Source organism: Pseudomonas sp. GOM6 (assembly GCF_029537485.1).
Taxonomy (GTDB): domain Bacteria; phylum Pseudomonadota; class Gammaproteobacteria; order Pseudomonadales; family Pseudomonadaceae; genus Aquipseudomonas.
Genome location: NZ_JARPUS010000005.1, coordinates 22,812 through 48,498, shown reverse-complemented (window position 1 = coordinate 48,498; position 25,687 = coordinate 22,812). Strand labels below are relative to the sequence as shown.

Sequence of the window (25,687 nt, the reverse complement as noted above, 5' to 3'; positions counted from 1 at the left end):
CAACTGGTTTAATGGCCCGAGTTAGGCCCCACAAGAGGGGCCAAACCTCAGAAAGCAAAAGGCCCCTTTCGGGGCCTCGAAGTAACTTCTGCGTTCACAGCCGCTTTGGAAGGTTGCCAATCAGCAAACTGCTGGCAATTGGTATCAGCGTGATGATCACGACGGGGATGATCATTGGAGGTATCGGTATGGGGGCCAGGAAGCTCACAAGCGTAGCCGCAACACAGAACCAGGAGATCTTGGAGCTGTAGGTGTTGAGGAAAGGTGAGGAATGATCGAAGTTGTACCGCTTGATGTTCCATGACATGTACCCTCCGAAGACTGAAGGCACCAGCAGAACCACCATGAACGGGAGCCACATGTACAAGGCCAAGGCCCGGTACAGAATGTGGAAGATCACGTTCGAGAGCGCCTCCCCCCGACTCTCGATGAAGGGGAACCACAGGTTTGCCAGGTTCTCCCAGCCCTTCGATCGCTCCAGCTCCTCAGCCGAGGGCACGAAGAACTCCCGCACGGTCTCATTGAAGCCGGAGTCAATGAGCAAGAAGGTGTAGAGGTCACGCGTATCGTCCATCAGCTTCGCTTGAGGCGCCTCGCCCATAAGGCTCACCCCCCAGGCCTGCTCTTTGAGGATTGCGCTCTCGATAAAGCGATTCGGCATGAAGCAGGCGATCATCAGTACTTCGATGAAGATGAACAGCAAGAAACCCCAGAGGGTGGTCGGGATCGATTTTTCTTCAAAATCTGCCATGGCTTAAACCTTATTGATAACGCGCCAAACCCGCCCTAGCGAGCTGCTGGTGGGCATGAGTAGTTCGATGAGTCGCTCGCGCACAGCGCTGTAGCTCCTTTTGCCCACCCCCTCCTCCAGCACCGCGGACAGCTCAGTCACTGCGCCGAGTTCAAGGGGCTCAACTGTCAGTAGACCGCAGAGCCCATCGATGAAGGGAACCAGGAAGGCCTTGAGCCGCTGACGGTCGGTTTTCCCAAGGCTCTGGTGGTAGGAACGAAGCGATTCCTTGAGGATCAGCAGGCACTCCGGCGTTCTTTCAGACTCCCCGGCAACGCGCATAGCGACAGGCACAATCTGGATCGCAGCCGGCCAGTCCGCATCTAACAGGTAAAGGATCGTGCGATGCTTGTCGTCATCCAGAAGCTTTGCTATCTCAAGCTTTACAGTGTTGGCGGCCATCAAGCTGCCTCCCGCAACTTTGCAGCCTGAACAACTGCAGCATCGAAGTCGTCTGGCTGGGTCAAGACGGGAATCTTGCCCTTCACAACCTGCCCACCAGCAAGGATGGCCAGGAACTCAAGGTTGGGCAGCGACCCCAGTAGTTGGGCGGGGAAAAGCTCACCCTCCTCGTCCATGAGACGCTCACCGACGTTGAGCGAGTGCATGTGGGGATCGTCTTTTGTCGAGTTGCCCTGAGTCCGCATAACATACTTGAAGTAGGTTGGCGGGATCTTTTCAGCAATGAACTTCTGAGTATCCGGGTCAGTGATACGAAGTGCGATCGTGTGGTTGGTGTTACCCAACACCTGGCGTGCTTTCGCCGGCGACCCCATCCGCGCCTCAAAGTCCGCGATTGTCTGGGTGGCGACAAACAGGTTCATACCGGCTCCCCGGCCCTTGTTGAGCAGTTGGACGAGCTGGTCGTTGACCGTTTCCGCGGCCTCATCGACGAAGATGTTTACCGCACCAGCATCGCCAAGACCAAAGTTGTAGCGCTCACCTGCGACTGCAGCCAAGTCAGCCAGGAACACCGAACCAATCGAGGAACCGACCATCGAGTCAGACAGCGAGTCGAGACCCATGTACAGGACATCGCCCATCCGAATGATCTTCCCGGAGTCTGTAATTTCTCGACCATCCTCGGGATCATCGGTTGGAGATAGAAGCTCACCCATGTGACCAGATGTCAGCATGTTCAAGACGGGCAACAAACTGGCGATCATCTTCCCGAAGTGGGCCTTGTCGTGCTCGAACATCGAGAGCATGCCTTCGAGGTCGGAGTTCGGCTTGATTGGGAAAATCTCAGTCCGGTACATCTTCAGCATCTGCTGAGCACGCATCTCATCAGTTGGCGCCTTACGAAGGTAAGTCCCGGCGATCGATTCAAAATCCGGCAATACTGATTGGCCATAAACCCGAATTGCCTTGATCACGAGAGGAGCCAGGCCACCCTCAAGGCAGCGCCTTAGCTCAACCAGGGTTGGCTGGATGCCACACAGCAGGAGGCCCTGGATGACGTTGTTCAGAGCCATCTGTGCGAATGCCTGGAAGGGGTCACCACCCTCACTTTTCATCAGCGCCGCAATTCGCGATGCAACCTCAGTTGGACGACCGAAGTTCTTCGTCGGCGAGATGCGAACGGATTCGTTGGGAAATGCCGGATGGAAGTACTTGAAGCGACCAGGCTGGCCAGCAAGAGCACACGCCCTCTTTGCGTTCTCTGCCAGCTCTTTATCGCCCTTCGGATCGAGGATGATTACAGCCTCGTTTCTCAGGATGGCCTGGGAGATCAAAATGTCGAATAGACGGGTTTTTCCTGAGCCCGTTGTGCCTACGATCAGGGTATGGAGACTGGTCAGCTTCCTCGGCAACTTGATTGGCTTATCCGGCTGCATCGAAATGCCGTGAATCCACGGCGCCCCCATGAAGCCCTCCTTTGGCTTTGGCATTAGTTTCGAAACATCACGTTTCATGAGCTCGAAAATCTGCTGCGCCTCTGTTTGTCGCCACTCAAAGCCCTCGCCCAGGAAGAATGCATCGCGATCAGCCAGCATTCGCTCGATTAGCTCATCCTGCCCCATGAGGATTGCATCCTTCGCCACCAGGCCTTGCTTGACCCTGTACAGGTGAATGGCCTTTGGGACTCGCCGAAGAGCAAAGCCAGCCATGACTGCGAGCGATAGATAAAAAGGGGTGCTCGGCAAGTCTGTGGCGATATGAACCGCAGACGATGCAAGCATTCCAATGCACCAGCTAGCCGCTTCGTAGGCCTCAAAATTCGGCCTCCATGGCATTTCGTAGCTCCACTCACTCATAGATTGAGACCTCGTCTTTAACCAGCACGTAGAAATTGGTAGGGGTGAACAGGCAATCCTGGTGCTCGAACAAGGACCGCTTGACCTCATCAGTGGTCAGCTGCCGACTCGATCCAAAAGCCATGATCATCTTGTTGGTGAACTTGAAGATGCGCGCCCCGCCACCAGGCGGAATGCTGTGGTGCTTGCTCTGAGCAATTAGCTCGGAGGCTACTGTCGACATTTCGTCGATGCTCAAACTCGTTTCGTAGCCACTCAAGGTGCGCCTGTAGACGAGACCATCACTGAGGTAGTCGATGCAGTCAGCAGCTGCGTCGCTCAGGAATACGCCATACCGCCTTTCGTTGAGAGAAACGTATGGATCATCGGCATTTATAAAGTTGAACCAGAGCCAGCCGGCCTCGCTCAGAGCCTTAACATCAGATGCAGTAATGCCCCCCTCACCCGCCTTGCTGAACGGCAGGAAAGGACGCATAGCGCTTGTTACAACCTTCACTTGATCTGGATCCAGGTACCACGTCAGCTTTTCCTTGACGCCTGACGTACGGGCCATGAAGCCCTCGAAGACAGCCGCCTCTTCGGCCGAGTACTTTGAGGAAAGAGGCGTAGCACTCTCTTCACCGTGCTCAGGCTGACTCACCACGTTAACGATCTGACTTTTCTCTGCACGCCCATTGCCTTGCTCACTAGGCCGATCTTTCTTGGCTGCAGGGTGCACCTGCTTGCCTATTTCCAGCGAGGGCTCAGTAACTGGCTCAGCTGGGTTGAACCCGATAGCAGCCCAGTCCAGATCCCCCCTACTTGCAGGTGACATGGTGATGGCATCCGTATCCAGGTGCCTGGTAGCCACTGCAATGGGGATAGGCTTTGGCGCTCTCTCGATCCTTGGCGGCGAAGTCGGCAAAGTCGGCGCAGAAGTTACTTCGGCATTTGAAGGATCCAGAACAACCGGCTCATCGAAATCGAATGTCTGGAGCTGCTCCGGGCAGCCCGACTCGCCCAAAAGGGGGGCCTCAAAAGCAACTTCTACCTCTTGAGGCAGTACGAAGCCGTCGACAAAGCTCGGCGCATCAAAGCCATTCAGCTCCTCATCGGTTGCAAGGACCAAAGCCTCAACGGGCGGCAATGAAATCAAAGCCTGTTGGGTGGCCGCTGCATCCCTCACCCTCACTTCTTCTGGCGCAGACTTAAACTGCGAAGGGTTTATGTCAGGAAGGTCCGGGATATCTGCAGCAACAGGGGACTCATCCAGATCAAAACGGAATTCGGCTGGAATGGACGAGGGCTGCCGGTACTGGCTGTTGGAGATTGGCCCCTCAACAGCCGGCGCCGGCGGGGCTACAGGGCCGCGGATTTCTTCTAGACCAACATCTATGGACGGTTGCCGAGGCATGCTGGTTGCCGGGCCTTGAACCGGTTTAAGGCCGACCATCAACATGATGTCCGCATCAAAGTCGGCAAGCCCGTCATTGTCGAGAATTGCACTGCCGCCCGCCTCAGCAGAGGCGTCTGTTAAATGCCCGGCGTATAGCGACTCATCTACCGGCAGAGCCGGCGCTGGCTGTTCTGGCTTGGCCCTCTCAAGGCCAACAGGAAGCTGGCCAACTTGTTCCAGTTTGGCTTGACGCTCAGCCTGAGCTACAGGCTTGGGTGCGGACGGCTTGGCGACAGGCTTAAAGTTGAATGGATCAGCAGAATCTGCAGCGCCTGGCGCACCGAATGGATCATCAAGTTGCGCGATAGGTGCAGGGGCAGCTTCCGCAACGGCTTCCGGAATGTCGATGTTGACACCTGAGATTGTACCGAAGACATCGTCGATCCCAGGGCCGCTCTCTATAACCGGTTTGGGTGCCGGTTTGCTCGCAAGCGCTTTAGCCTCAGGCTGAGCAGCCCCACCGCCCGCCTTCTTCTTTTTCTTACGGCTGCCCTGGGGCTGGGCCGTAGGCTTATCCTGCTTCTCCGGCTTGCTTACCTGATTAGATGCCCCGCCGATGACAAGCGCTGATGGCTTTGGCTCGGCATTCGATTCAAGGGTGATCCCGAGCGTAATTCCTGCCTTCTGAACAGGGCCGGTCCCCAAGGTAATCGTACTTTTGGCTTCAGCTTTTCCGAGTGTAGGTTTGGATGAAGGGGCTTCTGCCTTCTCAGGTGCTTTTGAGACCTCAACCTTAGAAGCAACTTCTGCAACTGGCTGGACTGGCTTCTGATCAGACGAGCCATCCAGGCTGAACATAGGCGACACAGATCCTTCAGTGGGATCTACCGCAGCGCCATCAATGACCATCTGCCCCGCATCATTACCAGCATCCGGATCATAGCGAGTGTGGTTGTCCTCTTTGCCGATACACACAGCCACCGGATCGGGGGCCGCTTCAAAAGGGTACAGGGTTGTCGATGAGGAGAGCTTGACGCACTTGAGCCAAAGTCTTTTCCCAGAGTCGGCGGCGACCAGCGCGTCTGGTGCAACCTCCCAGTAAAGACTTCCATCCTCCTGAGGTTCGAAAACACCATGATCGAGCAGCACAGAACCCAGAGAGTCAGAGCCACGCGGACAGCCTCGAATCTTGTGGTTATCGAAGAAATTGACGATCTCAGGTACAGCGCTTTTCCACGCGACAAATACGCCAGCTGTCGTTGTCCAGATCCGAGCACCCCGGGCATTGACAGTCCAGGCGCCGCTCTCAAGCAAGTACTGAGCGGCATTTGTGAAGTTATTGGGAACGTTAACAGCGGCATCACCGCCAGCGACGAGGCCGGCCCCTGTCTTCAGATTGAGATCGACCGAAGCGGAGTCAGACTTGATGACGATGCCAGTCAGCAGTGACTTGGGGTCTCGACCCTGAATCGCATCTGCCATTGCTCGGTAGATGTCGATTCCGCCCTCTAGAAGCCAATCACGCGTGGCTTTGGGAATGAACCGCTCGAACAACGTCGACGAGATGATCTTGTGACTCTCACCGCGATCGGGATTCCAGGTGATGAAGTAGCGCTCGACACCAGTCTGCTCAGCCCATTCGTGAATAGGCAACGAGCCAGTCCAGACGTTCGAGTGGCCTTCGTCGTGAACCTTGATGTCGTTCAAGGGCTTGCCCGAGTCATGCAGTAGCCCAGCAATCGCTGCAGCTGCGTACCAGCGCTCGCGGCGAAGCGTTCTCTGGGATGGGGTAGACCCATAGTCAAACGACGTTAGTACCGCGCTGTTCAGGGCAAAGCAAGCCACATCCAAAGAGTGCTCAAGAAGACCCCCCCAGGATCGGTGGTGGTGTGCCTTGGACGCTGGCACGTTATGAGCGAAATCAGCGAACGCGTGAATGACTGGGTAGATCAGCCGGTGGAACTCATCCCGAGGCAAGCCGATTCCATTAATCAGCTTCTGAATCTTGTCGCTGTGCCCTTTTAGAAGCTCCTCACCGGTGACAAATGCGATGAGGCCTTCGGCAATACCGCCAAACACAAGCTGCTGCTCATCACCTGGCCGCAGCAGGGCACGCTTATCGTCGCGCATGATGGTCTTGGACACTTCACGGGCACGACCACTGGCAACCGCAGCAGGCGCTTTAGATACGCCGGCTCTGCCAATACGGGATAAAAGCTTTGCGAAAATGCTCAAGATGTAGGCCTCCAATTGCAACCAATGGTGCCCGTACCGCAAGCGAAGATGCCGTCAGTTCACACCCCTTTTGGGGGCGGGACTTCAGATAGTTTTCCATTTCCTGGGCGTAGCATGAGCTCCATCAACAACTGGAGGCCTCATGCGAAACATTCACCTAGCCGCCCTGATGACCGCCGCGATTGCCGTAGCCGGCTGCGCAAGCAAGGAAATACAGCCAGAAGCCAGCCAAGCCGCCGATGCGCTGATCTATGTGCCCGAGCGCCTTGCTCATGAGTTCTACAGTTCGTGGGGGCACCAGGGCCGTGGCGGGGCCGCGCTGAGAAAACCGGCCTATCAGCATGTGATGGGCAGCGAAGACATGGTTATGACGGTAAACGGCAACTACAAAGAGCTTCGGACCCCCTCGACCATGCCATCCAGTACGGCCGACGTAATCGTCACACCGCTCAATGGAAGCCAAGACGCCGTGATCGCATCCGCGCTGAGCCGAGCGCCATCTGTTCAGGCAGCAGACACCAAGTCATTACAGGCCAGCCAGGACGAATACAACCGGGCGTACCGAAAATTCTGCCAGGGTGCGACCATGGAGATGTCCGAGCGCGAGTGGGAAATCGTTGCCCTCGGCGGCCCCAAAGGCATTCCAGCATCGATGCGCGGGAAGTGCATGCACAGCAAGTAACTTCGCTACGTAAAAGGGCGGCTCAATTCTGAAGAGAACGAGCCGCCCTTTTTTTTGGCGTTGAACTACATCCCAGACGCTATACGCTCACACCAATCCAGCCAGTGACCGGACAAAAGGTGCTTCTGTAGACGAGTCACCCCAAGAACGGGAAGGCACCAATAATCGCTGCATGCATAGGCGTGCCGTAGAGGGCATAGCCAATGCAAATCCCTGCAGCAAACCCCAGCCCCATCACCGCAGGCATGAGCACGCGCAGTTGCAGGCCCCAGAGTTCCTGATCGAAGAAAGCTACATCGGGCAACGCAACAACAGACAACGGCGCATTGTTCAGGGGGCTGTCAGCAGAAAACGGCCCGCCAGTATTGCCGGACTTGGCCGCAGCCGGACGCCGGCTTGCTGTCGGAAGCGACCGAGTGAAATCAATATCCAGGTCAAGGTCATCAAAATTCACTAACTTCGAGATCTCACCAATGGTTTTCTCGCCCTCGTGGATTGCCCGCTCTGCAGAGCTAACGCTTGCGGCAGTAGGTCTTGCACGGGTTGCAAGATTAGATGGGCGTGTTTTCATTGGATCGCTGCCAGTCGGATTGATGTCGAGACGCTATGACAAAACAACACCCATGTGGTGGTTAGTTTGACCCCCAAATGGGGTCGGGACTCGGCACTTGCATTCACAAAATCTGCAGTACGCTGACCACCAACGAACGAGGCAATACGTTGAAAAGATCAAATCAAGGTGCCCTGCCCTTTCTTCTGGGCTTTTTCCTGGCAGCAATCCCGCTGACCTTTTGGCTGCTCAGCTTGTCGGCCGATGAGAGCAACGGCGCGGAGTTCCTTGGAGCCTTAATTGTCGAGCTTTGCTCGGGGATTGCGGCACGTGAGCTTTATCTTCGAATCGCCGGCAAGAAACCAAACTAACGGGATCACGACAATGGCAGCCATCAACGACCTTCAAAGCTTCTGGAAACTGCACAAGGCCGAAGACTCATCCTTAGTCGGTGATACCAAGCTGATTTGGCTCGCGCCAGACCTCGTGGAGGAGGAAGAAGGGTTCAACCTGCGCGACTATGATCGCCCAGACACTGTCGCCCACATCGAGCGCCTGGCTGAAGCATGGGCGAGTGGCGATCAAATGCCGCCCCTGGAAGTAAAGATCAAAGATGGCCGCTGCTTTGTTCGCGATGGCCACTGCCGACTTCGCGCCGCCAAGCTCGCGAACTCCCGCGGAGCCGGCATCCGACGCTTGAGCGTCATCGAGCTCAAGGGAAGTGACGACGTTGCCAACATCCGCCTCCTCACCTCGAACGATTCTCTGAAGCTGACGCCCATTCAACGTGCAGTTGGCTACCAGCGCCTTCGCAACATGGGGTGGGAGATCCTGGAGATTGCCAAAGAGCTCAAAACCTCTGACACCAACATCCGCGAAACCATGAAGCTGCTGACGCTCCCTCAGGAGGTGCAGACCATGATCGAGGACGGCATTATCAATGCCCAGTTTGCCCTCAAGATGTACCGCATACATGGCGCTACAGCCATGGTTGAGCTCCTCAACGAAGCGATTGCGAGGCGCACGCAGGAAGAGGAAACCTCCAGTGCAGTCGATGGCTCCAAAAGCGCAAATGATGAAGATGACTCCAATGATGGGGCCAGCGCTGAGGCGGCATCTACAACAGTCAAGCAGCCCCTGCGAATTACAACCAAGGACATCAGCCTCAAGAAGCGCCCCTTGCCCAGGACCTTCATGAAGCAAATGGTGCCCAAGGTGTCGCAACTTCGAAGCCACCTGATGGCCACTGCCAAACCTGATAGCAGCGGCAATGTTGCGGTAAAGATTCCCGTCGACGTGTATGAGAGCTTCATGAAGTTGGCCAGCATGGTTGACGAGCCCGACCAGGAACAGGCTTCAAAAAGCGAAGGCGACTCCAGCAAGCAGATGGCGCTGCAGGCCTAACCTACCCTAAGTGAGGGTCGGCTTCAGGCGGGCCCTCACCTTCTAATCCAGCACCCCCTATCCGCAGAAGCAACTTCTGCCACCCCTTCAGGGGTTGCATCTTTTGAATGCCCGTTACTCTCAGGTCATGAAGAGTAATTTTGAGGTGTTCCCGTGAGTCGACACTTAGGAGCTTGGCAGGAAATCCTGCCCGAGCCGCTGTCCGGCGCTCGGCTGGTGCTTTCAGAAAGCGATATCGGCACAACCCTCCCAGTACCAATGCACGGCCGGGTTGACCAGGTCTTCTACTCCCGCGGCTGGCTGATTCCGGTAGACACGAAAACCCGGAAGCAGCCACGGGTATTCGTGAAGGACATCATTCAGCTGTCAGTTTATGCGTTCATCCTGTCGCGCATCAGCGCACGCTTGTTCGGCAGGTCTATTCCGGTTTCGAGCTCCGGTTATGTCCGGTGCGTGAGTGGAAAAAAGGTGCAGTACATTGCGGTGAACCTGCTCAGCGGCAGCCAGGTCATTGCACTCTGGAACCGCTACTGGGAGCTGAAGAAATTCGGACTCAGAGCCAGGCCTAAGCCTGCGCCGGAGCACCACTGCATCATGTGCCCGAAGAAGGATAACTGCCCTCGCGGCCGGCTAATCCCCAGCAGGTCACTTTGATGCAGCCTGCCGGCAGCAGAATACCCATAGTGGACGGTGAGACATGAACAGGAAAAGCCAAAGACGCCACCCACAGTCTGTGTCAGCAACCGAGCTGTCAAAGCTTGGCCAGTGCGAGCTGATGGTTGCGATTGACATGGCTGACAAGGCCACCGACGCGATGCGCCAGGCAAGTGCACGGGGCGATGCCGAGCATGATCGCTTCCACGTTCGGGCGGTCCTTAATGCGGGCACGAAGAATCTGGCAGGGCAGCTTTAGCCCATTTTTGGGGTCAAATCGACCAACACTCATCGGGATAGCGATGGCACCTTAGCTCTCAAGCGAGGTGCCAGTACGCATGACAACCCTGATTATTGTTGAGTCCCCAAATAAAACGAAGAAGATCGAGTCCTACCTTGGCAGCGGTTACAAGGTCATGGCCTCAGTCGGACACATCCGGGATCTACCGGATGATGAAATGGGCGTTGAGCCGCCAAGCTTTAGGCCTAAGTACGTTGCCTCCAAACGGTCTCAACCAGTAATTGCAAGACTGAAGAAGGCCGCTCAAGAGGCTGACCAGGTGCTACTGGCAACCGACCCAGATCGCGAAGGTGAAGCCATTGCCTGGCACCTTCTGGATAGCTTGCGACTGAAGTCCTACAAGCGGGTCAAGTTCAACTCGATCACGAAGGACGCCATCAAACAGGCGATCAACAACCCCGGCGAGATCGATATGGCCCTGGTCGCGGCCCAGGAGGCTCGGCGAGTACTCGATCGACTGGTTGGCTACACAGTATCCCCCTTGCTGAAGACCATGACCGGCGGCGTCACAGCCATGTCTGCAGGCCGCGTGCAAACACCGGCCGTTCTCATGGTGGTATTGGCCGATCGTGCTATTGCAGGCTTCAAGCCAATCGACCACTACAAGCTCAAGGCAGTCTTTCCCTGGCCAGGGAAACAAGGGACAACCTGGAGCGCATCATGGCAGCACAAGCCTCTGCAGAAGGCCCTTGGCCTGGACGAAACCGAGCACTTCACGGACCAAGCTTTTGTGACTCAGGTTGCTGGCGCTCTCCAGCAGCAAAATCAGTTCATGATCTACAAAGTTGATCGCAAAGAGACCTTCCGAAAGCCTCCGTCACCATTCAGCACAAGCCTCCTGCAGCAAGTCGCAAATACGAAGCTAGGCCTCGGCGTGGACGAAACGATGGCCGCAGCTCAGTCGCTGTTCGATCATGGGCTCGTTACCTACCACAGGACAGACTCCCTCAACCTCGAAGAAGGTGCTTCTGAAGAGATCAGGCAGTGGCTTCGAAGCAACGGGTTTGGCGTACCTGATGTGCGCAACACCTGGAACTCAAAGGAAGGGGCCCAAGAGGCTCACGAAGCCATACGCCCGACCGACATAAGCAACAAACAACCCTCTGAGTTCCCGGCCGACAGCCATGCTGGGAAACTTTACAGGCTGATTTGGGAGCGGGCGGTGGCGTCCCAAATGGAGCCAGCAAAGTACTTTTCCACCACCGCGATTCTGGTCAGCGCCCTCAAAGTCCAGGGCCAAAACCTGCAGTTCATTGCTCGGGGGCGAACCCTTCTATCCGAGGGCTGGCTAAAACTCACCCCTGAGCGGCCTGGCGAAGACGACGATGGAAACGAAAAAGATGAGTCCGAGGATGAAGGATCGGAAAGTGACCTACCTGAGCTTCAAGAAGGGGCCCGCGTCTCTTGCTTGAAGGGAGAAGCAATCACCGCAACAACAAAGCCACCGGCCAGGCTGACTATTGCGAGCCTTGTGCGAGAACTTGAGCGACACGGGATCGGCCGCCCTTCCACCTTCGCCAGCATCATCAAGATCATCATCGATCGCGGCTACATCGAGGTGAAGGCAAAGAAAGTCCACGCTACGCCACTTGGCGTCAAAGTAGCAGACTTGCTCTCAGACAAGTTCAGCTTTGCCAGTCTGGACTTCACGCGAATCATGGAAGGAGGCCTGGACAAGATCGCCGCTGGCCAAACGTCGTATCTAACAGTTGTGAAGTACCAGCACGAGATTCTCAGCCGGGAGGTAGAAGCGGTAAATGCCACCCTTGACCACGCAACAATCGCCGCAGCCCGAAAGGAAGCATTTGGCGACCTCACGGAGTGTCCGGCCTGTGGCAAAGGCAGCCTGGTGCGGCGCAAGGGCAGCTCGGGCCACTACTGGTCATGCACTGCCTACCCGACCTGCACGGCAAGCTGCAATGATCTGGCTGGTCGAGGAAAGGAACCAGAGCCCGACCTCACCACGATACGCACCAAGGACACTTCAGCTCCTGTCATCGAGTCCGCTGAAGATTGCCCGAAGTGCGGCAAGCACAAGCTACGGCAGCGAAAGGGAACAAACGGTCTATTTTGGAGCTGTGGAGGTTTCCCGCGATGCAAGGCCAGCTTCAATGACCAGGACGGCAAGCCCGACCTTGAAACCAAGAAAATCACTGCGCGGAAGTAGAACGAATGAGCTCTTGCACAACAATTGCGGCATCCGGCTTTATCGAGATCCGCGGGGCGGAAATACCCTTGGTTGTTGACCTGGCAATGTCCAACCACGAGCACCAGATTGTTATCAATCCAGCTCACCTGGGTGTTCAGGCCGATTATGTATCCGATGACCTTGCCGTATCCGCCGTTGAGCTTGAGGCTTGCGGCCTACCTCCCAGCAAGGCTTGCGAGACCATCAACAAACTGATCACCAGCTCTCCGCTCAAGGTCGACAATCTGCGCACCATGGGTGCTATATACAACCTCTTTGCGATTGCTTCGGTCGAGCTCGAATTCGTCATTGAGCCTTTCCAGCTACAACCAGGCGCATACACATGAAGGACACCCCTGATAAGGCAAAAATTCAGCGCCTGCTGGATTTGAGCGCTAGAATTGAGCGCTTCAGCGTGAAGATTCAAATGGGTGTTCCCCCTAGCCCATCTGAATACGACAGCCTCACCGATGACCAACGTGAGTTCTCGGACCTATTGAGTCACTTTGGTTTGCGACCGCCTATTGCCGTATAGAGCAGTTGCATTTTTTGCAGCCCCCTTATTATCAAACAGCCCACAACGTGATGGGTCACTAGGAGTATGAGAATGAACAAGACTGAGCTCGTCCAGGCCGTGGCAGCCGCCGCCGATATGACCCAGGCTGATGCTGGCAAGGCCGTGAACGCGATTATCGAAACCATCTCTGAAACGCTGAAGGCCGGCGACGATGTCACCCTGGTAGGCTTCGGCACTTTCACTGTCAAAGAACGCGCAGCGCGTACAGGCCGCAACCCCGCTACCGGCAAACCGATCACCATTGCAAGTGCCAAGGTTCCGGGCTTCAAGGCCGGGAAAGGGCTCAAAGACGCCGTCGCTTAAGCGAGTAGTCACCAGCAATGCTGATTCTTACTCGACGCGTCGGCGAGACGCTCAATATTGGTGATGACGTGTCCATCACGGTGCTCGGCGTTAAGGGCAACCAGGTGCGATTGGGGGCCCATGCCCCAAAAGAGCTCCAGGTTCATCGCCAGGAAATCTACGAGCGGATTCAAAAGGAAAAGGCCCAGGGCAATTTGTAATTGGGCAGTTACGTTGAATCCACAGAGAGGGCCTCATCTTGAGGCCTTTTTTGTGCCCATAGGCTATGGACCCTTGCCTGCAATGCCTGACCAGACTTGCATATCTGGCGGGCTCCGTACCCTCCTCTTCAAACAGAGGAGCACGCATGCGCATTTCCCCAGATGAGGCTGTCAGGCTCGGCCTGATTGATCCGAGCGACGGCAAGACGATATCGACCACATCCAGACGTGGCCAGCCAGTCCTTAGCAAGGCAGTTGCAAGCCTCAACCAAGCAAAATTGCAGGCCTTAAGCGAGGGCGCTCGCGAATCCAAAGCCCACCAAGCCAACGCCATCATGGATGAAGCAGGAAAGGACAGAGCCAGAACCGCCGGTAGAGGTCTTGCCGCCGGCTCAAAGGGCTATGTGGAGCAGGAAACGTCCCCGCAGAAGATACTTTTCGACGCGCTCTGCGCGAGGCTGCCCGGGCGAGTTCAGTGGGAGGCTGTAGATCTGGTGCCAGGCAGAGAGTTTAGCGCTGACATCTTCATCCCTCCCTATGTCGTCGTGGAAATGGACGGGTTCGCCTTTCACAGGTCTAAGAAAGCGTTCCAGTCCGATCGTGACAGGCAGAATCTATTTGTCTCGCTCGGCTACCGCCCTATCCGGGCATACACAAAGCAGGTCCTCGACGCGACTCGACTGACTGAGTTGGTCAATCTGATTGAGCGAGCCGTGCTACTCGATAAAGATCATGTCTGACAGGGGCCGGGCTCCCCGGCCAAAAGATCGTTCCGAATCGCGTGGAGGATCAAAGCTGCCTCCCTGGCAACCTCATCCTCGACAGGGAGAAGGTTTGGATTTCCAGCACTCGCCACCTTCATTCCACTTTCGGCCAGGCGGTAGCGCGGCGAATCAGCCTCTTCCTCGATCCGGGCCACGCGAAGCCAGATGGCAGCCTCACGTAGCGTTTGCGCGGTGGGTGGGCTCTTGAGGTAATGCATCACCAGAGTAATGGCGGAGCCCTTCACTCCATGCTTAGCTGCGTGCGTTAGGAATAGCTCTGCCTTGTTAGGGTCTGCAGCAAACTCCTCTCGCCCGGAGAAGTATTTTTCCCCGAGCAGTTCGGAAGCTTGCGGGTCCCCCTTACAAGAGAGACTGCGCAGTTCAGCAAGAGCGTTTCCGACGATGATCTGGTCACCGGTCGAGATGCCATGGGCAAGCATTCTGGCTGCATCAACATGAGGCTCGGCCGAACCGAGCACAACAGCCGGCAATAGGGCGATAAGGAGAAGTCGTTTCATAGAGTAATGCTGCCATCTGGCCTGCGCTGCAGAGGGTTAATTTGCCCCCTGCAGGCGGGCCAAACTCAATGGTTACGGCCGGTCAGGTTGCTGTCGCCCTTGCTTTGGATCGCCGATGTCTGCCCAGGAACCAATCCCGAGTGAGAGACATGCATTCCGCCATGTTCCGACCTGCCCACCTGGCCATGCTGAGCTAAAACCATGGCTCCAAGAGCTTGAAGTGCTGCAGCGCCGGGGTCCACTGGAGTACCCCCCATTACTGGCCCTTGTGCAGGAGCGGAGGCGTGGACTGGCGCAGGCTTGCCCGTAACGAGCCGATAGCACTTCACCACCATGGCCGGGATAAACAGGAAGGTGAAAATACTCACCACCGCCACGGCTGTCACCAGCGTAACTGCGTATGTCAGCTGTTCCAGCGTCCAGAAGAAGCCCTTAAGGATCAGACCAAGAATCACCGAGATTGCATCCTGAATTCCCGGCGGCAAGAAGCTGATGTCGATTTGCGACAGGGCTGAAAAACCGATGGCCACAGCAAGGAGCGTGCACATTCCTTTGAACGCTATCCGGATATCCGCCCAGCTGGGCATCGCATGAAGGCCAATGATCATGGCAATCAGAAACCACAAGAATCCCCTTGCACCGTCCATGAGATTCCCGATGAGGAGTGCCGAGGCGCCAGCGATAGCATGCTGGTACGTAGGAGAGGCATCGGAGAGCTCGAACGCGTGCAGCAGAGTTTCTGGCGCCCGCCCCCATGGGATGACCACGATGAAGATGGCGTAGGCCATAAGCAACGGAGCAATACCCTGGATCACCAACCCTACCGCGTGAAAGGTTGAGCCCGGCCTGTACGCGAAGTTGACGTACCCCAGCTGGCCAGTCTCACGGTTTGGCTTGTAGAGCTTCATTTCGACGATGCGCATGCCAAACAGCAAGCACGCAGAGGCATGGGCCAGCTCGTGAATGGGAGTACCGACGATCCCAGTGGCTTGATATACCCCGAACACGTCCTTGGCCAGGTAACCCGTGATTCGGTCCAAGACCAGGATTACTACTGGCGGAAGCAGAAAGATGTAGGCGATGTACTGCAGCGTTAAAACCAGGCTTTCTTCAGTGAACATGGAGCTCTCCTATTAACTGCGATAAGGATGAGCCCTGCTGCTCTAAGCCTGGTGGTGATTTGACCCCAAACCTGGGCCAGACAGCGGTCTTGCATATCCGTAGATGGCGTTAGTGTGAGTGGTGAGGGCCTCGGCTCTTTACCACTGCAGATCACTTACCGATCAGTCAGGAAAAAAACCGGGAAAACTCCTAGCCAGAGAGTGGCCTTATGCCATCCCTACATGTAAATTTCCGGCCACTCGGTATGTGTCAATTTGCTACCGCCAATAACTGATCGGCAAGGAGCCGTCATGAATAGTAGTTTTCGACTCACAGCCCTCAGCTGTGCCTTCCTCACCGCTGCAGGCTGCAGCACACAACAGATGGAAGGCCTGAACAACTTCGGCAAAGAATATGGCACCTACGCACTATGCGGCGCAGGAGTTCTCGCTGGCGCAGCGATCGGCTATGCCACCACAGACAAGGATGCCGACACCAACACTCGCCTCAAGCGCACAACCGCCGGCGGTGCAATTGGCGGTGCAATCGGCTGTGCACTCGGCTATGCCTGGCAGTCACGCCTCCAGGAGCTCGACCGCATTGCCAAAGAAGAGAACCTGAAGATCAAGACCGAGCAGCTTACTGTTGCTTCCGGCGCGGTTGTCTCAGCTGTGCCCAAAGAGGCCGGTCTGGTAACCCAGATCGAGGATACCGGCATGTTTGCGAATGGCTCCGATCAGCTGACTGCTAGCGGTCAAAGGGCTGTAGACAAACTGGCTCAGATGTATGCCAAAGCCGCCACCACTGATACAACTCTTGCGGCAAAAGAGCTTGCCGAGCGCCGCCTGCTCGTAGTTGGCCACAGTGATGCGACTGGTAGCGCTGAGTTCAACCAAAAGCTATCCGAGCGCCGGGCGAAAACTGTCGGAAAGGTCCTAGTGAAAGCGGGGATTCCTGCTTCCTCGATATATTACCAGGGCGCAGGTTCCTCACGCCCTATCGCCGACAATAGCGACCCCCTGATCCGTGGACAAAACCGCCGGGTCGAGATCGTCGAACTGGCGAATGAGCAGGCGCTCGTAATGCGCGCCCAATCGGAAGCAGGGAACACTAAGTACCTCCAGTACGGTACCGCCCCAACCGTCAAGCCCCGCGTAGCTAGCCAAACAACCACTGTTGCGGCCACCCCTACGCAGCCAGCACCAGCATCAGGCCAGGCATCACCCGCCGGCGCAGCAAAAGCTGCTAAGCCAAGCACTCAGCAGCCTCCCAAAGTCGACTTTGCCGGTCAGCCGGTCACGTCCTACAGATGGACACTGGCTCAGAACATCAAGCCGAAGTCCTCCGGCTTTGAGCTGGTCAGTTCGGCCAACGCAAGCCAAATGCCCATGTCCAGTTGCGAGGCCGACATGCCTCGCAATAGCGGCGAGGTCCTGAGCATGGCTAACGACAAGCCACTTGTGCGCCACGCAACCCGAGACTACCTGCCCGGCTACAACAACAGGGTTTGGGCCAACACCGTAAACGGTCACCTGGTAACCGTGTCTCCGGTATCGATCCTTCGCGACAACGCCCAGGTCGACCGCCAGCCACTCCTGCAGGTCGTCCAGAACTACGACCAGAACACCAAAAACAAAGCCCAGTCGATCAAGGCTGTTGCCAACACCTACGAAGGCGAGACCCAGGTTCTGTACCGAGTTTTCTCCCAAGACGCTAAGGCGGCTGTGTCCTGTATGGACATTGTCTTTAGCAAAGGCAACGCCCAGGTCAACGACGGCGCACTCTTCTACTCGGCGGGTTCTGAAGCCTATGTGGCTTCCTACAAGCCAGTACCTGCCACCAACTAAAACTACAGGGACATCCAAAGATGGAAGACCTAAGCTTCGCCGCTTTCAAAGCGCTCATCCTTGCAAACCAGATGCTGACCGCCGGCATTGTGTCGCTGCTGATCAGCGCCGTGGTGATCTGGAAATATTGGGAAGAGGTTTCCTACTTCCTCATCCGCATGTGGCACAGCACGCCCCTCATTGGGACAGTTGCACGCTTGGCCCGCCGCCCCGGCACCGTTGACCAGGACGGCTGGATCAATCACGAAGTGACCCTCTGCAACGCCTACTACCGTGAGTACAAGAAGCACGTTAAGGGGCCAAATGACTACACGTCAGCCAAGGATTACCTCGCAAAGGCGGGCGACTCCGGTCGAAGCAAGCGTCCGTTGTGGGTGTTTTTGCTTGTGCTGGTGCTAATCCTCATCGAGGCGATGGGCTTCGCATACGTTCTGGCTGGCTGGATGAACATGGACGCGTCCACCAATGACCGCCACTGGCTTACTGCGGGTACTGCAGCGCTTCTCGCAATCGCCTCGGCCGGCCTTGCTGAAGTCACCGGCCACGCCATTCACCATAACGGCCTCGTGGCTCGTGCTCGCCACTGGTGGCAAGGCGAAGAGCCTTCCAAGCGCTCGCGTACCCTGCAGTCGCTTCCACCGATCGATCTGGAAAAGTCCTTCGACGACAACGACAAGCCGATCTACGAGCAGCTCCTGAGCCGCGTTGATAACGTAAAACCGCAGGTGACAGGCCGCTACACTGCCATGGCCACTTGCGCGGCCTTCGTGACCTTCATGGCTATTGGTGCCTTCGTAGTGCGCTCAGCCACTCTGGAAAGCATCGAGACCGAAATGGTCAACAGCATGAAGTCCGAAGTGTCAGCTCAGTCCAGCAGCGGCGTCGGCTCTCCATTCGATTTGCCTGAAGAATCCCAGGCGATCAATGACGAGGCAGATGACCAGACCATTCAGGACAAAATGGACGCCATCCGTGCAGCCAGCCTGACCACCTACGTGATGCTGTCGGTGATCTACATTGCCATTCAGTTCATCTCGATCTGGCTTGCAAGTCGTTACCACTTTGCCGGCGTGCACTCCAAAGTCGCCTACCGACTGAGTCACGAGTTCGCCACGCTGGAAGAGATGATGGAGGCCATGGACCAGAAACGCATTGCGATCGCTAGTCATGCGGACGACAAGATCCGACGACTGCAAACGGCCATGCGCGACCGCCAGGCGACCGACAACGGTGTCTACTCCGCGCTGGATGGCGAGAACACTTCGCACCGCAACTTCCTTGCCTTCCTAGAGTTCAAGGCCGGCAAAGTGACCCAACGCAACCAGCCTATTGCCCCCGCCCAGGCTCCAGCACCAGCACCAGCACCAGCACCAGCACCAGCTGCGACCAAACCGACTGAAGACTCACCAGCTCAAGTTGCCTCTGCCGCACCTGCTGCTGCTCCTGAAATCGAGGTCGTAGCACCTGCCTCCGCCCCGGCGCCAGCAGCGGCTCCAGCGATCAAAGCCGGCGACTACCACGATGTCACCGGACTCTCTGATGAGAGCATCGCAGCCGCCAGCCGCGGCCTCGGTCTCTCTGAGGAGCAACTGCGTGACATCCGTGACCAGCAGATCGCGCTGCGTTCGATTGGCTTGTTCCCGGCCAAGAAGGAGGAAACCGTATCGTGAACCTCGCTAAAGCCTTGGTTCTTGCGATGGCGCTGCCTTGCGCAGCGTTCGCCGCGGACAGAAATGACCTTCAGAGCTGCTACGAGCGTAACGGAATGACCGAGGTCAAGCCGGCAAGCTCTGGCCGGGAGTTGGTGGTCATCATTGACCAAACGATCCCCATGCCCGATGACCTGCAGCGCAGCTCGTGGGGCCAGATCGATCGTTTCGTGCAACCTGGTGACCGAGTGAAGCTGTACACGTTCTCGGCCTTCCTGCCCGGCGAGTACCTTCGCCTGGCATACGCTGGCGAACTGGACAAGCCGCTTGTGGGAGAGGTACGCGACGACGTTAGCCAGCGGAAACTTCGCTCCCTGGATCAGTGCCTGGCAACCCAGAAAAAGGCCTTCCAGGGCGGCTTTGGGAAGATGTTCGTCAAGGGTTTGCGTGAAGCACGCCAAGACATCCCGAAAAGCGAAATCATGAACTCTCTGCGCAAGGTCGGAGAGGACATGAAGCTGGAGCACGGCGTGGATGATCGAGTGGTTTTCCTGATGTCCGACATGCTGGAGCATTCTGACTACACCAGCTTCTACGCGTCGAATCAGATCAAGCAGCTGAACGTAGCCAATGAGCTGAAGCGTGCGGCTTCCAAGGGTCTGCAGGCAGACCTACAGGGTGCGCGGGTCTACGTCACCGGCGCCGGCCTGGTGACCGACTCGGTCAAGCATGCCTACCGATCTGGAAAGACCATGGATGCACTCAACGACTTCTGGCGCCAGTACCTGAGCACCTCAAACGCAACGCTTGTGGGCTTCGGCACTCCTAGCCTGAGCACTGACCTGCGTTAATCGGGTCGTTGAGTTAAAAGAGAAACCCGCCTAGGCGGGTTTTTTATTGCCCCTAAGGGGGACGAAATTAGCTGACCGAAAGGTCTGGCAGCGGCTTACGGCCCAGAACAAAGTGGGAAACCGCAGCCAGGTTCCTCGCGTCCGAGATAGCCCGGTGATGCGTGCCGACCCAGTCAAGCCCGCAGCGCTGAACCGCCCGCTTCATCCCCATCTGCTTGCCGAGCCCATGTACCGACGAGAAGAAGGCCTTGAAGTTACTGTGCAGCGATTCAGGAAGGCACTGACCAATGCCATGTAACCGTGAGTCCTGGGCTATCTGGTTCCGGTCGTAATTCCCCCAGGAGGCCCAAGAGTAGTCAGGGTATCGAGCGAGCATGCACTCAACCTCAGAAGATACTTCTGTGTATGAGGGAGCACGGTCGACATCGGCCTGCTGAATCGTCGTCAGCCTCATGCAGAAGCTTGTTAGGCGCGGATGCCTGATAGGACGAACGAAACTGGAGTACTCATCCACTACCCGCAGTGAGTCATGCTGGTCGAGCACGAGCAACCCCACCTCAATGGTCTCCATCTCGCTCACCGGGATGGTGTTCTCGCTACAGCATGTAGCCTCCAGATCGACCACGACCAAATAGCGGCCGAGCCTGGATTCAAGGTTCTTTAAGCGCGAAAGGTTCGGCATGGGAGGCTCTCTGTTTCCACCTTAGGCAATCATGCCCTACTGAAGCCAGATACAAGCCTGGTGATCCGGTGCCTAAACGGGGCTGAATTGACCGAATAATGCAGGATTCGCTTGATAGCCTGAAAGCCTCAAGAGGAGACCTTTCTGTGGCTTTCAAGTGGACCGACGAGCAGGTGACGTTCCTGCAATGCGAAGATCCGGTAATACGGATCCGTGCCTTTGCCGGCGCCGCGAAAACCACGTCGCTGGTCGGCTACACCAAACTGAGGCCCAACGTACGGTTCCTCTATCTCGCCTACAACAAGTCAGTCCGGGATGAGGCAAAGGAACGCTTCCCCCGAAATGTGACCCCAATGACGACCCATGGCATTGCCTATGGAGAGATCGGGAAGAACTACAAACACAAGCTTGCCGGCAGCCTGCGACTGAGCGACGTTGGGCGAATAATCGGCTCCTCGAACTGGACTCACATCAAGCTTGTGGTAGAGACCCTGAACGGGTTCATGGCCAGTGCCGACTCGGAAATTTCAGGACAGCACATTCCAGTGCGCAGTCATGACCACATCAAAGAACAGCGCCTTTCCTACCTAGACAGCATCTTCAGCGGGGCAGAGATGCTTTGGCAGAAGATGATCGACCCTGAAGACACCGAAGTCCCCATGCTCCACGACGGGTACCTCAAGCTGTTTTCGCTGTCCAATCCTGACCTCAGCAAGTACGACGCCATCCTGATCGATGAAGCACAAGACCTCAATCCTGTCACCATCTCCATCGTACTGCAGCAGACCTCTGCACGGCTGATCTTCTGCGGCGATAGCCACCAGCAAATTTACTCCTTCCGTGGCGCTACCAACGCACTAGATCACCCAAACCTGGAAGGCAGCACCGACCTGTATCTGACACAGTCATTCCGCTTTGGCCCGGCCGTGGCCACCGTGGCAAACAGTCTCTTGGCCTTCAAGGGCGAACAGCGAAAGGTAATTGGCTCAGGCGCCAGGACCCAGATCAAGACTGCCCTCCCCGCAGACGTACATCAGCCGGCCTACATCCACAGGACCGTAATGGGGGTGATCGATACCGCGATCTCGTTCACCAGTAAGGGCCAGAAAGTCTTCTGGGTCGGAGGCATCGAAGCGTATTCGATTGGCGACATCGAGGACCTGCAGCGCCTCAACTCAAAGCAGGTCGACCAGGTAAAGAACAAGCGCCTGCTGAATGAGTACGGTGACATCGAAAGCTATGTTGAGATGGCAGAAGAAACTTCCGACCCCGAAATGAAGCGGGCCGTGAAGATCCTCAACAACTACACCAACCTAGGTTCTCGCCTGCAGCAGATGCGCAAGATGAGCGTAAAGAACCAGGTGGATGCAGATGTCATTGTCACAACTGCACACCGTAGCAAGGGGCTGGAGTGGGATTACGTGCATCTGGCTGAGGACTTCATTGACCCCCTGGACAGGGAAGTAGATGCGGACACGAAGAATGAGGAAATCAACCTGATCTACGTTGCCGTCACTCGCGCCAAACTGGCAATCGCGCTCAATACGATCGTCATCAGCATGCTTCGGGAACACACCAGCCAGGCATCAGTTACAGCCTGACCATTTTCAGCAGCCAAAGAAAAGCCCGCGTCTGCGGGCTTTTTCGTCTGGGTCGTTATTCCGACTGCGGGATCAACAATCCCATTGCCTGGCCCATAGCATCAGGCTGAGGATTCTGAGCCGCCTTCTCTGCAGCCTCAGGCGTTTGTTGGGCCGCATCCTTCGCATCCTTCTCTTCGGACTTCTCGATCATGCGCTTCATGATCTGAACATAGTCCTGGGAGTTCCGGGCGCCGGCGATGAACTCTTTCTCGCCAGTCAGGTTGTCTACCACCACGGTGGCCGGGGTGCCGGTAGCACCGATTTTGGCGCCCTGCGCGGCTTGCTGCTGGATTCGGTCTTTGAACTTGCCGGAGCTCATGCACTGCTGGAAATCGTTGAGATCAGCACCCATCTCCGAAACGAACTCATCCATGTCGGCCACACCACCGCCGTTCATACGGGAATCTTCGAACCACTTCGACAGAAACGCCCAGAAGCCACGGTTACCTTTCTGCTCGGCATAGCACTCTGCAGCATGGGCCCCGTTAGCAGCAGCCGGGTTATGGAAGCTCAGCGGCATGTGGCGCCACTGCCAGTTCACCGCGCCGCCTGACTTGGAGACCACTTCACGGAGGGTGGGATGGAGTCGCTTACAGAATGGGCACTCCAGATCCGAGAACTCGATCAGGGTGAATCGAGCCCGAAGGTCGCCGAAGACCCGAGCATCGTTAGGCACCTTCTCCTCAGCCAATATCTCACGCTGGAGTAGAGCCTCGGCGGCCTGCGCCTTACGGGAGTCCTCGGCCTGGCGCATGCCACCGGCGACAATAGAGTTGAGCTCTTGCTGGGTGTAGCCGAAGCCAGGGAATACGCTACCGGTAGCGCCCTTGTAAGCAAACACAGCACCGAAGGTTACGACTTGGGATAGCAGCACGCTGGTGAGAACCAGCTTGATGTTCGAAGAGGACATGGTGGGTTCCTGTCTATATGGTTGCCAGCCATGCTACCCACTTGAATCCATGGGGAAGCCCCAATTAGGGCCCAAAATGGGCATAGTTTTCCCATACCACGACTGGTATCTTTAGCACTCTTTCATCAAGCGATGACGCTTGCTGATCAGCTGGAAACAGCACCTTCCAATGCCTGGTACCGACTGCAAACTTCTGCAGCTACGAAATCAGTGCATCATCCCATCCGGGGGCCTTCGTCCCCGCCGGGGACAGGGGCCCTCCTAAACCAAGGAGTACCCCATGATTAACCCAACACACCTGATTCGTCGCCGCGTCCCCAAGGGAGGCAGCGAGGAAAAGCTTTGGCATTTTCAAGCCGAAAATGGCCGTCTCTATGAGATACGCCAGTTCGGCCAGCAGAAGTTCCTTCTGGGGGAATTTCGTCCCAACGGGATGCTCGCCAAAGAGGTCAAGGGTGACACCTGCTATGAGCGCAGCCAGATCATCCTGGATGCGCTCGACAAGGTTTCACCAAACAAGCTCATACCGCATCTGGAACAACTGGGCATCAACCAGGACAAGGTCGTTAAGGTCGGCGCGGGGATCAACATCTCCAGCATCTACTACGACTCCCTCGAAGCCGCATGCGACGCGATCCAGTCAAGTATCGACAACGATAGCTGGCTGGTGACTGTTACTGAGCCGACCGCTGAGGATCTCCGAAATCAGCGGAAGCAGGAGCTGGTTGACCAGGTCGCGTTCTGGACTGGGTGCAAAAACCGACTGGTGTCAGCGAGAAAGCTGCCAGGCCTGTTTAGCGGCTGCCACAGCATGCTTGAGGACCTATCGGCAGAATCCCGCCAGCAGATCCTTTCGTATCTGAATCAACCCTCCCAGGAGGCGTGGCTGAAGATCCGAAACATGCTGATCACCTGCCAGCAAACTCTTTGGACGGCCTGGTCTCGTTATGACCTATCCGCTCCAAGAGCTGGGAATGTCGGTTACCCGGGTGCTGATACGCTGAAGCGCTCTATCCGCATGGCAATTGCGGATTGGGAAGCTGAAGTGTCTACCAGGCTGGCGAAGGCTCTTGAGGCTAACAGCCCTGTGCCTGTTCGACTGGAGGTGGCCCATGCCGTGCGTTGATATTCTGGAAGCCTTGCAACGCGCTGAGTTGGCCGCTTCTAAAACCCAGCAACCACATGCGATCTATGAACGAGGCAACTGCCTCTACGTTGAGCCCCTGGTGTCCCGCACCAGCACTGAACTTGAGATCGTTAATCCGTAACCCACTGGGGGCCCACCCCCTTTGGGGGTGAGCTCCCTCCACGTACGCAGGAGCACACCATGAAACAACAGAAGCTACCGGTAAAAAGCGGACTTTCTACTCTGCCACCCATGACCAAGGCGCAAGCACTGGCCTATGGGAATAAGAACTGCCTGCCTGCGGATCAGAAGCGAGTGGGTTTCAAAGTGTCTATCTTCGAGAGTGATCCCGAAATTCACTTTGCTCACTACTTCCGCATCTGCGTAGGGATGTCAGTGAAGACCGCCTAAAACGAACCCCGGCCTTGTGCCGGGGTTTTTTTATGCCGGCCTGTTTCGCCTGCTCAAGCTGCCAGGTTGGAGTTCGTAGCCGACTTTCTCGCCGACTCGATGAGGGCGGGTTTGGTGTCACGCCAATAGCGAATGACCGAGCATTCGTCAGCTTGCTTTGAGCCGCTTCTGGACCCACGCAGCATGTACTCAACCTCAGCAATCAACCAGCGATCCGAACAAAGAGACGCTCTGGCGCCGATCCAAAAGCTTGCAGCCTGAACGGAGAACAAGAGACGTATGACATTGCGAGCAGCAGTGCATGGCTGGACGCCGCTGGATGCAACCGCCTCAAGCAGCGGGAAGTAGTACTTGCATGCCTCCGCCCGGATTGCATTGGCCCATGGTGCGGTTTTCACCGTGCCGAGCATCTGGGGAAGTCGACCTGAAAGGACACCGCTAGAAGCGCACGGCTTGCCAGCATGATCCTTGACGAGCGCCTGCAGATGCTGCCGACACTGATCACACAGGGTCAGCGATGCCGTTACCTCTTGCTGCGCCCGCTGGCGCTGATTGAGGTAGCTGAAGGTGACATCCACCTTGTGACCGCAGGCGCGGTAGAACGGCGTTGTGAATTCAGTTCCAAACTTCATGGCGGCTATCTCTGTAACGATGCCACCAGCTTGCCA

26 protein-coding genes are annotated in these 25,687 nt (G+C 56.5%); 16 read left to right on the top strand and 10 right to left on the bottom strand.

Annotated elements, in window-relative coordinates:
• Positions 1 to 94: 94 nt before the first annotated feature.
• From P7A97_RS07495 to mobH, 4 genes are read right to left on the bottom strand one after another with little or no spacing between them, the layout of a single operon-like run.
• Positions 95 to 751, bottom strand: coding sequence for a DUF4400 domain-containing protein (locus P7A97_RS07495; RefSeq protein WP_277689302.1), 657 nt, complete (start codon positions 749 to 751; stop codon positions 95 to 97).
• 3 nt (positions 752 to 754) lie between these two features.
• Positions 755 to 1,192 carry a hypothetical protein gene (locus P7A97_RS07490; RefSeq protein ID WP_277689301.1) on the bottom strand — a complete coding sequence of 146 codons (438 nt, stop codon included), beginning with the start codon at positions 1,190 to 1,192 and terminating at the stop codon, positions 755 to 757.
• A complete protein-coding gene (gene traD, locus P7A97_RS07485; RefSeq protein ID WP_277689300.1) occupies positions 1,192 to 3,048 on the bottom strand; it encodes a conjugative transfer system coupling protein TraD in 1,857 nt (618 codons plus the stop codon). Before traD ends, P7A97_RS07490 begins: the two co-directional genes overlap by 1 nt.
• Entirely contained in the window at positions 3,041 to 6,658 is a 3,618-nt protein-coding gene (gene mobH / locus P7A97_RS07480; protein ID WP_277689299.1) for a MobH family relaxase, read from the bottom strand. The genes traD and mobH overlap by 8 nt, the downstream gene beginning before the upstream one ends.
• A 142-nt stretch (positions 6,659 to 6,800) precedes the next feature.
• Here mobH and P7A97_RS07475 point away from each other — a divergent pair, with 142 nt between their 5' ends.
• The gene (locus tag P7A97_RS07475) at positions 6,801 to 7,340 is read left to right on the top strand and encodes a hypothetical protein (protein ID WP_277689298.1); all 540 of its coding nucleotides are present in this window, start codon (positions 6,801 to 6,803) and stop codon (positions 7,338 to 7,340) included.
• Between the two features lie 136 nt (positions 7,341 to 7,476).
• Here P7A97_RS07475 and P7A97_RS07470 read toward each other — a convergent pair whose 3' ends face one another.
• Positions 7,477 to 7,911, bottom strand: coding sequence for a hypothetical protein (locus P7A97_RS07470; protein ID WP_277689297.1), 435 nt, complete (start codon positions 7,909 to 7,911; stop codon positions 7,477 to 7,479).
• Between the two features lie 149 nt (positions 7,912 to 8,060).
• On the opposite strand from P7A97_RS07470, the gene P7A97_RS07465 reads away from it, so the two are divergent.
• The 9 genes from P7A97_RS07465 to P7A97_RS07425 all read left to right on the top strand — a co-directional run bounded on the left by P7A97_RS07465 (position 8,061) and on the right by P7A97_RS07425 (position 14,257).
• On the top strand, positions 8,061 to 8,261 hold the full coding sequence (locus tag P7A97_RS07465; protein ID WP_277689296.1) for a hypothetical protein: 201 nt from the start codon (positions 8,061 to 8,063) through the stop codon (positions 8,259 to 8,261).
• 13 nt (positions 8,262 to 8,274) lie between these two features.
• Positions 8,275 to 9,294 (top strand): hypothetical protein, encoded by a 1,020-nt coding sequence (locus P7A97_RS07460; protein WP_277689295.1) that lies wholly within the window; start codon positions 8,275 to 8,277, stop codon positions 9,292 to 9,294.
• A gap of 153 nt (positions 9,295 to 9,447) precedes the next feature.
• Positions 9,448 to 9,948 (top strand): PD-(D/E)XK nuclease family protein, encoded by a 501-nt coding sequence (locus tag P7A97_RS07455; RefSeq protein ID WP_277689294.1) that lies wholly within the window; start codon positions 9,448 to 9,450, stop codon positions 9,946 to 9,948.
• 338 nt (positions 9,949 to 10,286) lie between these two features.
• Complete coding sequence (gene topA, locus P7A97_RS07450; RefSeq protein ID WP_277689293.1) at positions 10,287 to 12,416, top strand: type I DNA topoisomerase; 2,130 nt, start codon at positions 10,287 to 10,289, stop codon at positions 12,414 to 12,416.
• Between the two features lie 5 nt (positions 12,417 to 12,421).
• A complete protein-coding gene (locus P7A97_RS07445; protein ID WP_277689292.1) occupies positions 12,422 to 12,784 on the top strand; it encodes a hypothetical protein in 363 nt (120 codons plus the stop codon).
• A complete protein-coding gene (locus P7A97_RS07440; RefSeq protein ID WP_277689291.1) occupies positions 12,781 to 12,972 on the top strand; it encodes a hypothetical protein in 192 nt (63 codons plus the stop codon). The genes P7A97_RS07445 and P7A97_RS07440 overlap by 4 nt, the downstream gene beginning before the upstream one ends.
• Before the next feature lie 72 nt (positions 12,973 to 13,044).
• Positions 13,045 to 13,317, top strand: a complete 273-nt coding sequence (locus P7A97_RS07435; RefSeq protein ID WP_277689290.1) for an HU family DNA-binding protein — start codon at positions 13,045 to 13,047, stop codon at positions 13,315 to 13,317.
• Between the two features lie 17 nt (positions 13,318 to 13,334).
• A complete protein-coding gene (gene csrA, locus P7A97_RS07430) occupies positions 13,335 to 13,517 on the top strand; it encodes a carbon storage regulator CsrA (RefSeq protein ID WP_277689289.1) in 183 nt (60 codons plus the stop codon).
• 146 nt (positions 13,518 to 13,663) lie between these two features.
• On the top strand, positions 13,664 to 14,257 hold the full coding sequence (locus tag P7A97_RS07425; protein ID WP_277689288.1) for a hypothetical protein: 594 nt from the start codon (positions 13,664 to 13,666) through the stop codon (positions 14,255 to 14,257).
• Here P7A97_RS07425 and P7A97_RS07420 read toward each other — a convergent pair.
• Together P7A97_RS07420 and P7A97_RS07415 are read right to left on the bottom strand one after the other, a co-directional pair.
• Positions 14,248 to 14,799, bottom strand: coding sequence for a hypothetical protein (locus P7A97_RS07420; RefSeq protein WP_277689287.1), 552 nt, complete (start codon positions 14,797 to 14,799; stop codon positions 14,248 to 14,250). The two genes, P7A97_RS07425 and P7A97_RS07420, sit on opposite strands and share 10 nt — an antisense overlap.
• A gap of 65 nt (positions 14,800 to 14,864) precedes the next feature.
• Positions 14,865 to 15,920, bottom strand: coding sequence for a hypothetical protein (locus P7A97_RS07415; RefSeq protein ID WP_277689286.1), 1,056 nt, complete (start codon positions 15,918 to 15,920; stop codon positions 14,865 to 14,867).
• A 291-nt stretch (positions 15,921 to 16,211) separates the two neighbouring features.
• Here P7A97_RS07415 and P7A97_RS07410 point away from each other — a divergent pair, with 291 nt between their 5' ends.
• The 3 genes from P7A97_RS07410 to P7A97_RS07400 are packed head-to-tail and all read left to right on the top strand — an operon-like array spanning position 16,212 to position 20,247.
• Positions 16,212 to 17,747, top strand: a complete 1,536-nt coding sequence (locus tag P7A97_RS07410; protein WP_277689285.1) for an OmpA family protein — start codon at positions 16,212 to 16,214, stop codon at positions 17,745 to 17,747.
• A 20-nt stretch (positions 17,748 to 17,767) separates the two neighbouring features.
• On the top strand, positions 17,768 to 19,417 hold the full coding sequence (locus P7A97_RS07405) for a hypothetical protein (protein WP_277689284.1): 1,650 nt from the start codon (positions 17,768 to 17,770) through the stop codon (positions 19,415 to 19,417).
• Entirely contained in the window at positions 19,414 to 20,247 is an 834-nt protein-coding gene (locus P7A97_RS07400) for a hypothetical protein (RefSeq protein ID WP_277689283.1), read from the top strand. Before P7A97_RS07405 ends, P7A97_RS07400 begins: the two co-directional genes overlap by 4 nt.
• Before the next feature lie 67 nt (positions 20,248 to 20,314).
• Here P7A97_RS07400 and P7A97_RS07395 read toward each other — a convergent pair whose 3' ends face one another.
• Entirely contained in the window at positions 20,315 to 20,929 is a 615-nt protein-coding gene (locus P7A97_RS07395) for a 3'-5' exonuclease (protein ID WP_277689282.1), read from the bottom strand.
• A 146-nt stretch (positions 20,930 to 21,075) separates the two neighbouring features.
• On the opposite strand from P7A97_RS07395, the gene P7A97_RS07390 reads away from it, so the two are divergent.
• A complete protein-coding gene (locus P7A97_RS07390; protein WP_277689281.1) occupies positions 21,076 to 22,530 on the top strand; it encodes a 3'-5' exonuclease in 1,455 nt (484 codons plus the stop codon).
• 55 nt (positions 22,531 to 22,585) lie between these two features.
• On the opposite strand, the gene P7A97_RS07385 is transcribed toward P7A97_RS07390, so the two are convergent.
• Positions 22,586 to 23,482: a thioredoxin domain-containing protein gene (locus tag P7A97_RS07385; protein WP_277689280.1), complete on the bottom strand. Its 897-nt coding sequence runs from the start codon at positions 23,480 to 23,482 to the stop codon at positions 22,586 to 22,588.
• Positions 23,483 to 23,762: 280 nt separating this feature from the next.
• Here P7A97_RS07385 and P7A97_RS07380 point away from each other — a divergent pair, with 280 nt between their 5' ends.
• Together P7A97_RS07380 and P7A97_RS07375 are read left to right on the top strand one after the other, a co-directional pair.
• Positions 23,763 to 24,608, top strand: a complete 846-nt coding sequence (locus P7A97_RS07380) for a hypothetical protein (protein ID WP_277689279.1) — start codon at positions 23,763 to 23,765, stop codon at positions 24,606 to 24,608.
• Positions 24,609 to 24,809: 201 nt separating this feature from the next.
• Positions 24,810 to 25,019 carry a hypothetical protein gene (locus P7A97_RS07375; protein ID WP_277689278.1) on the top strand — a complete coding sequence of 70 codons (210 nt, stop codon included), beginning with the start codon at positions 24,810 to 24,812 and terminating at the stop codon, positions 25,017 to 25,019.
• A gap of 53 nt (positions 25,020 to 25,072) precedes the next feature.
• On the opposite strand, the gene P7A97_RS07370 is transcribed toward P7A97_RS07375, so the two are convergent.
• Positions 25,073 to 25,651 carry a hypothetical protein gene (locus tag P7A97_RS07370; protein ID WP_277689277.1) on the bottom strand — a complete coding sequence of 193 codons (579 nt, stop codon included), beginning with the start codon at positions 25,649 to 25,651 and terminating at the stop codon, positions 25,073 to 25,075.
• Positions 25,652 to 25,687 lie beyond the last annotated feature (36 nt).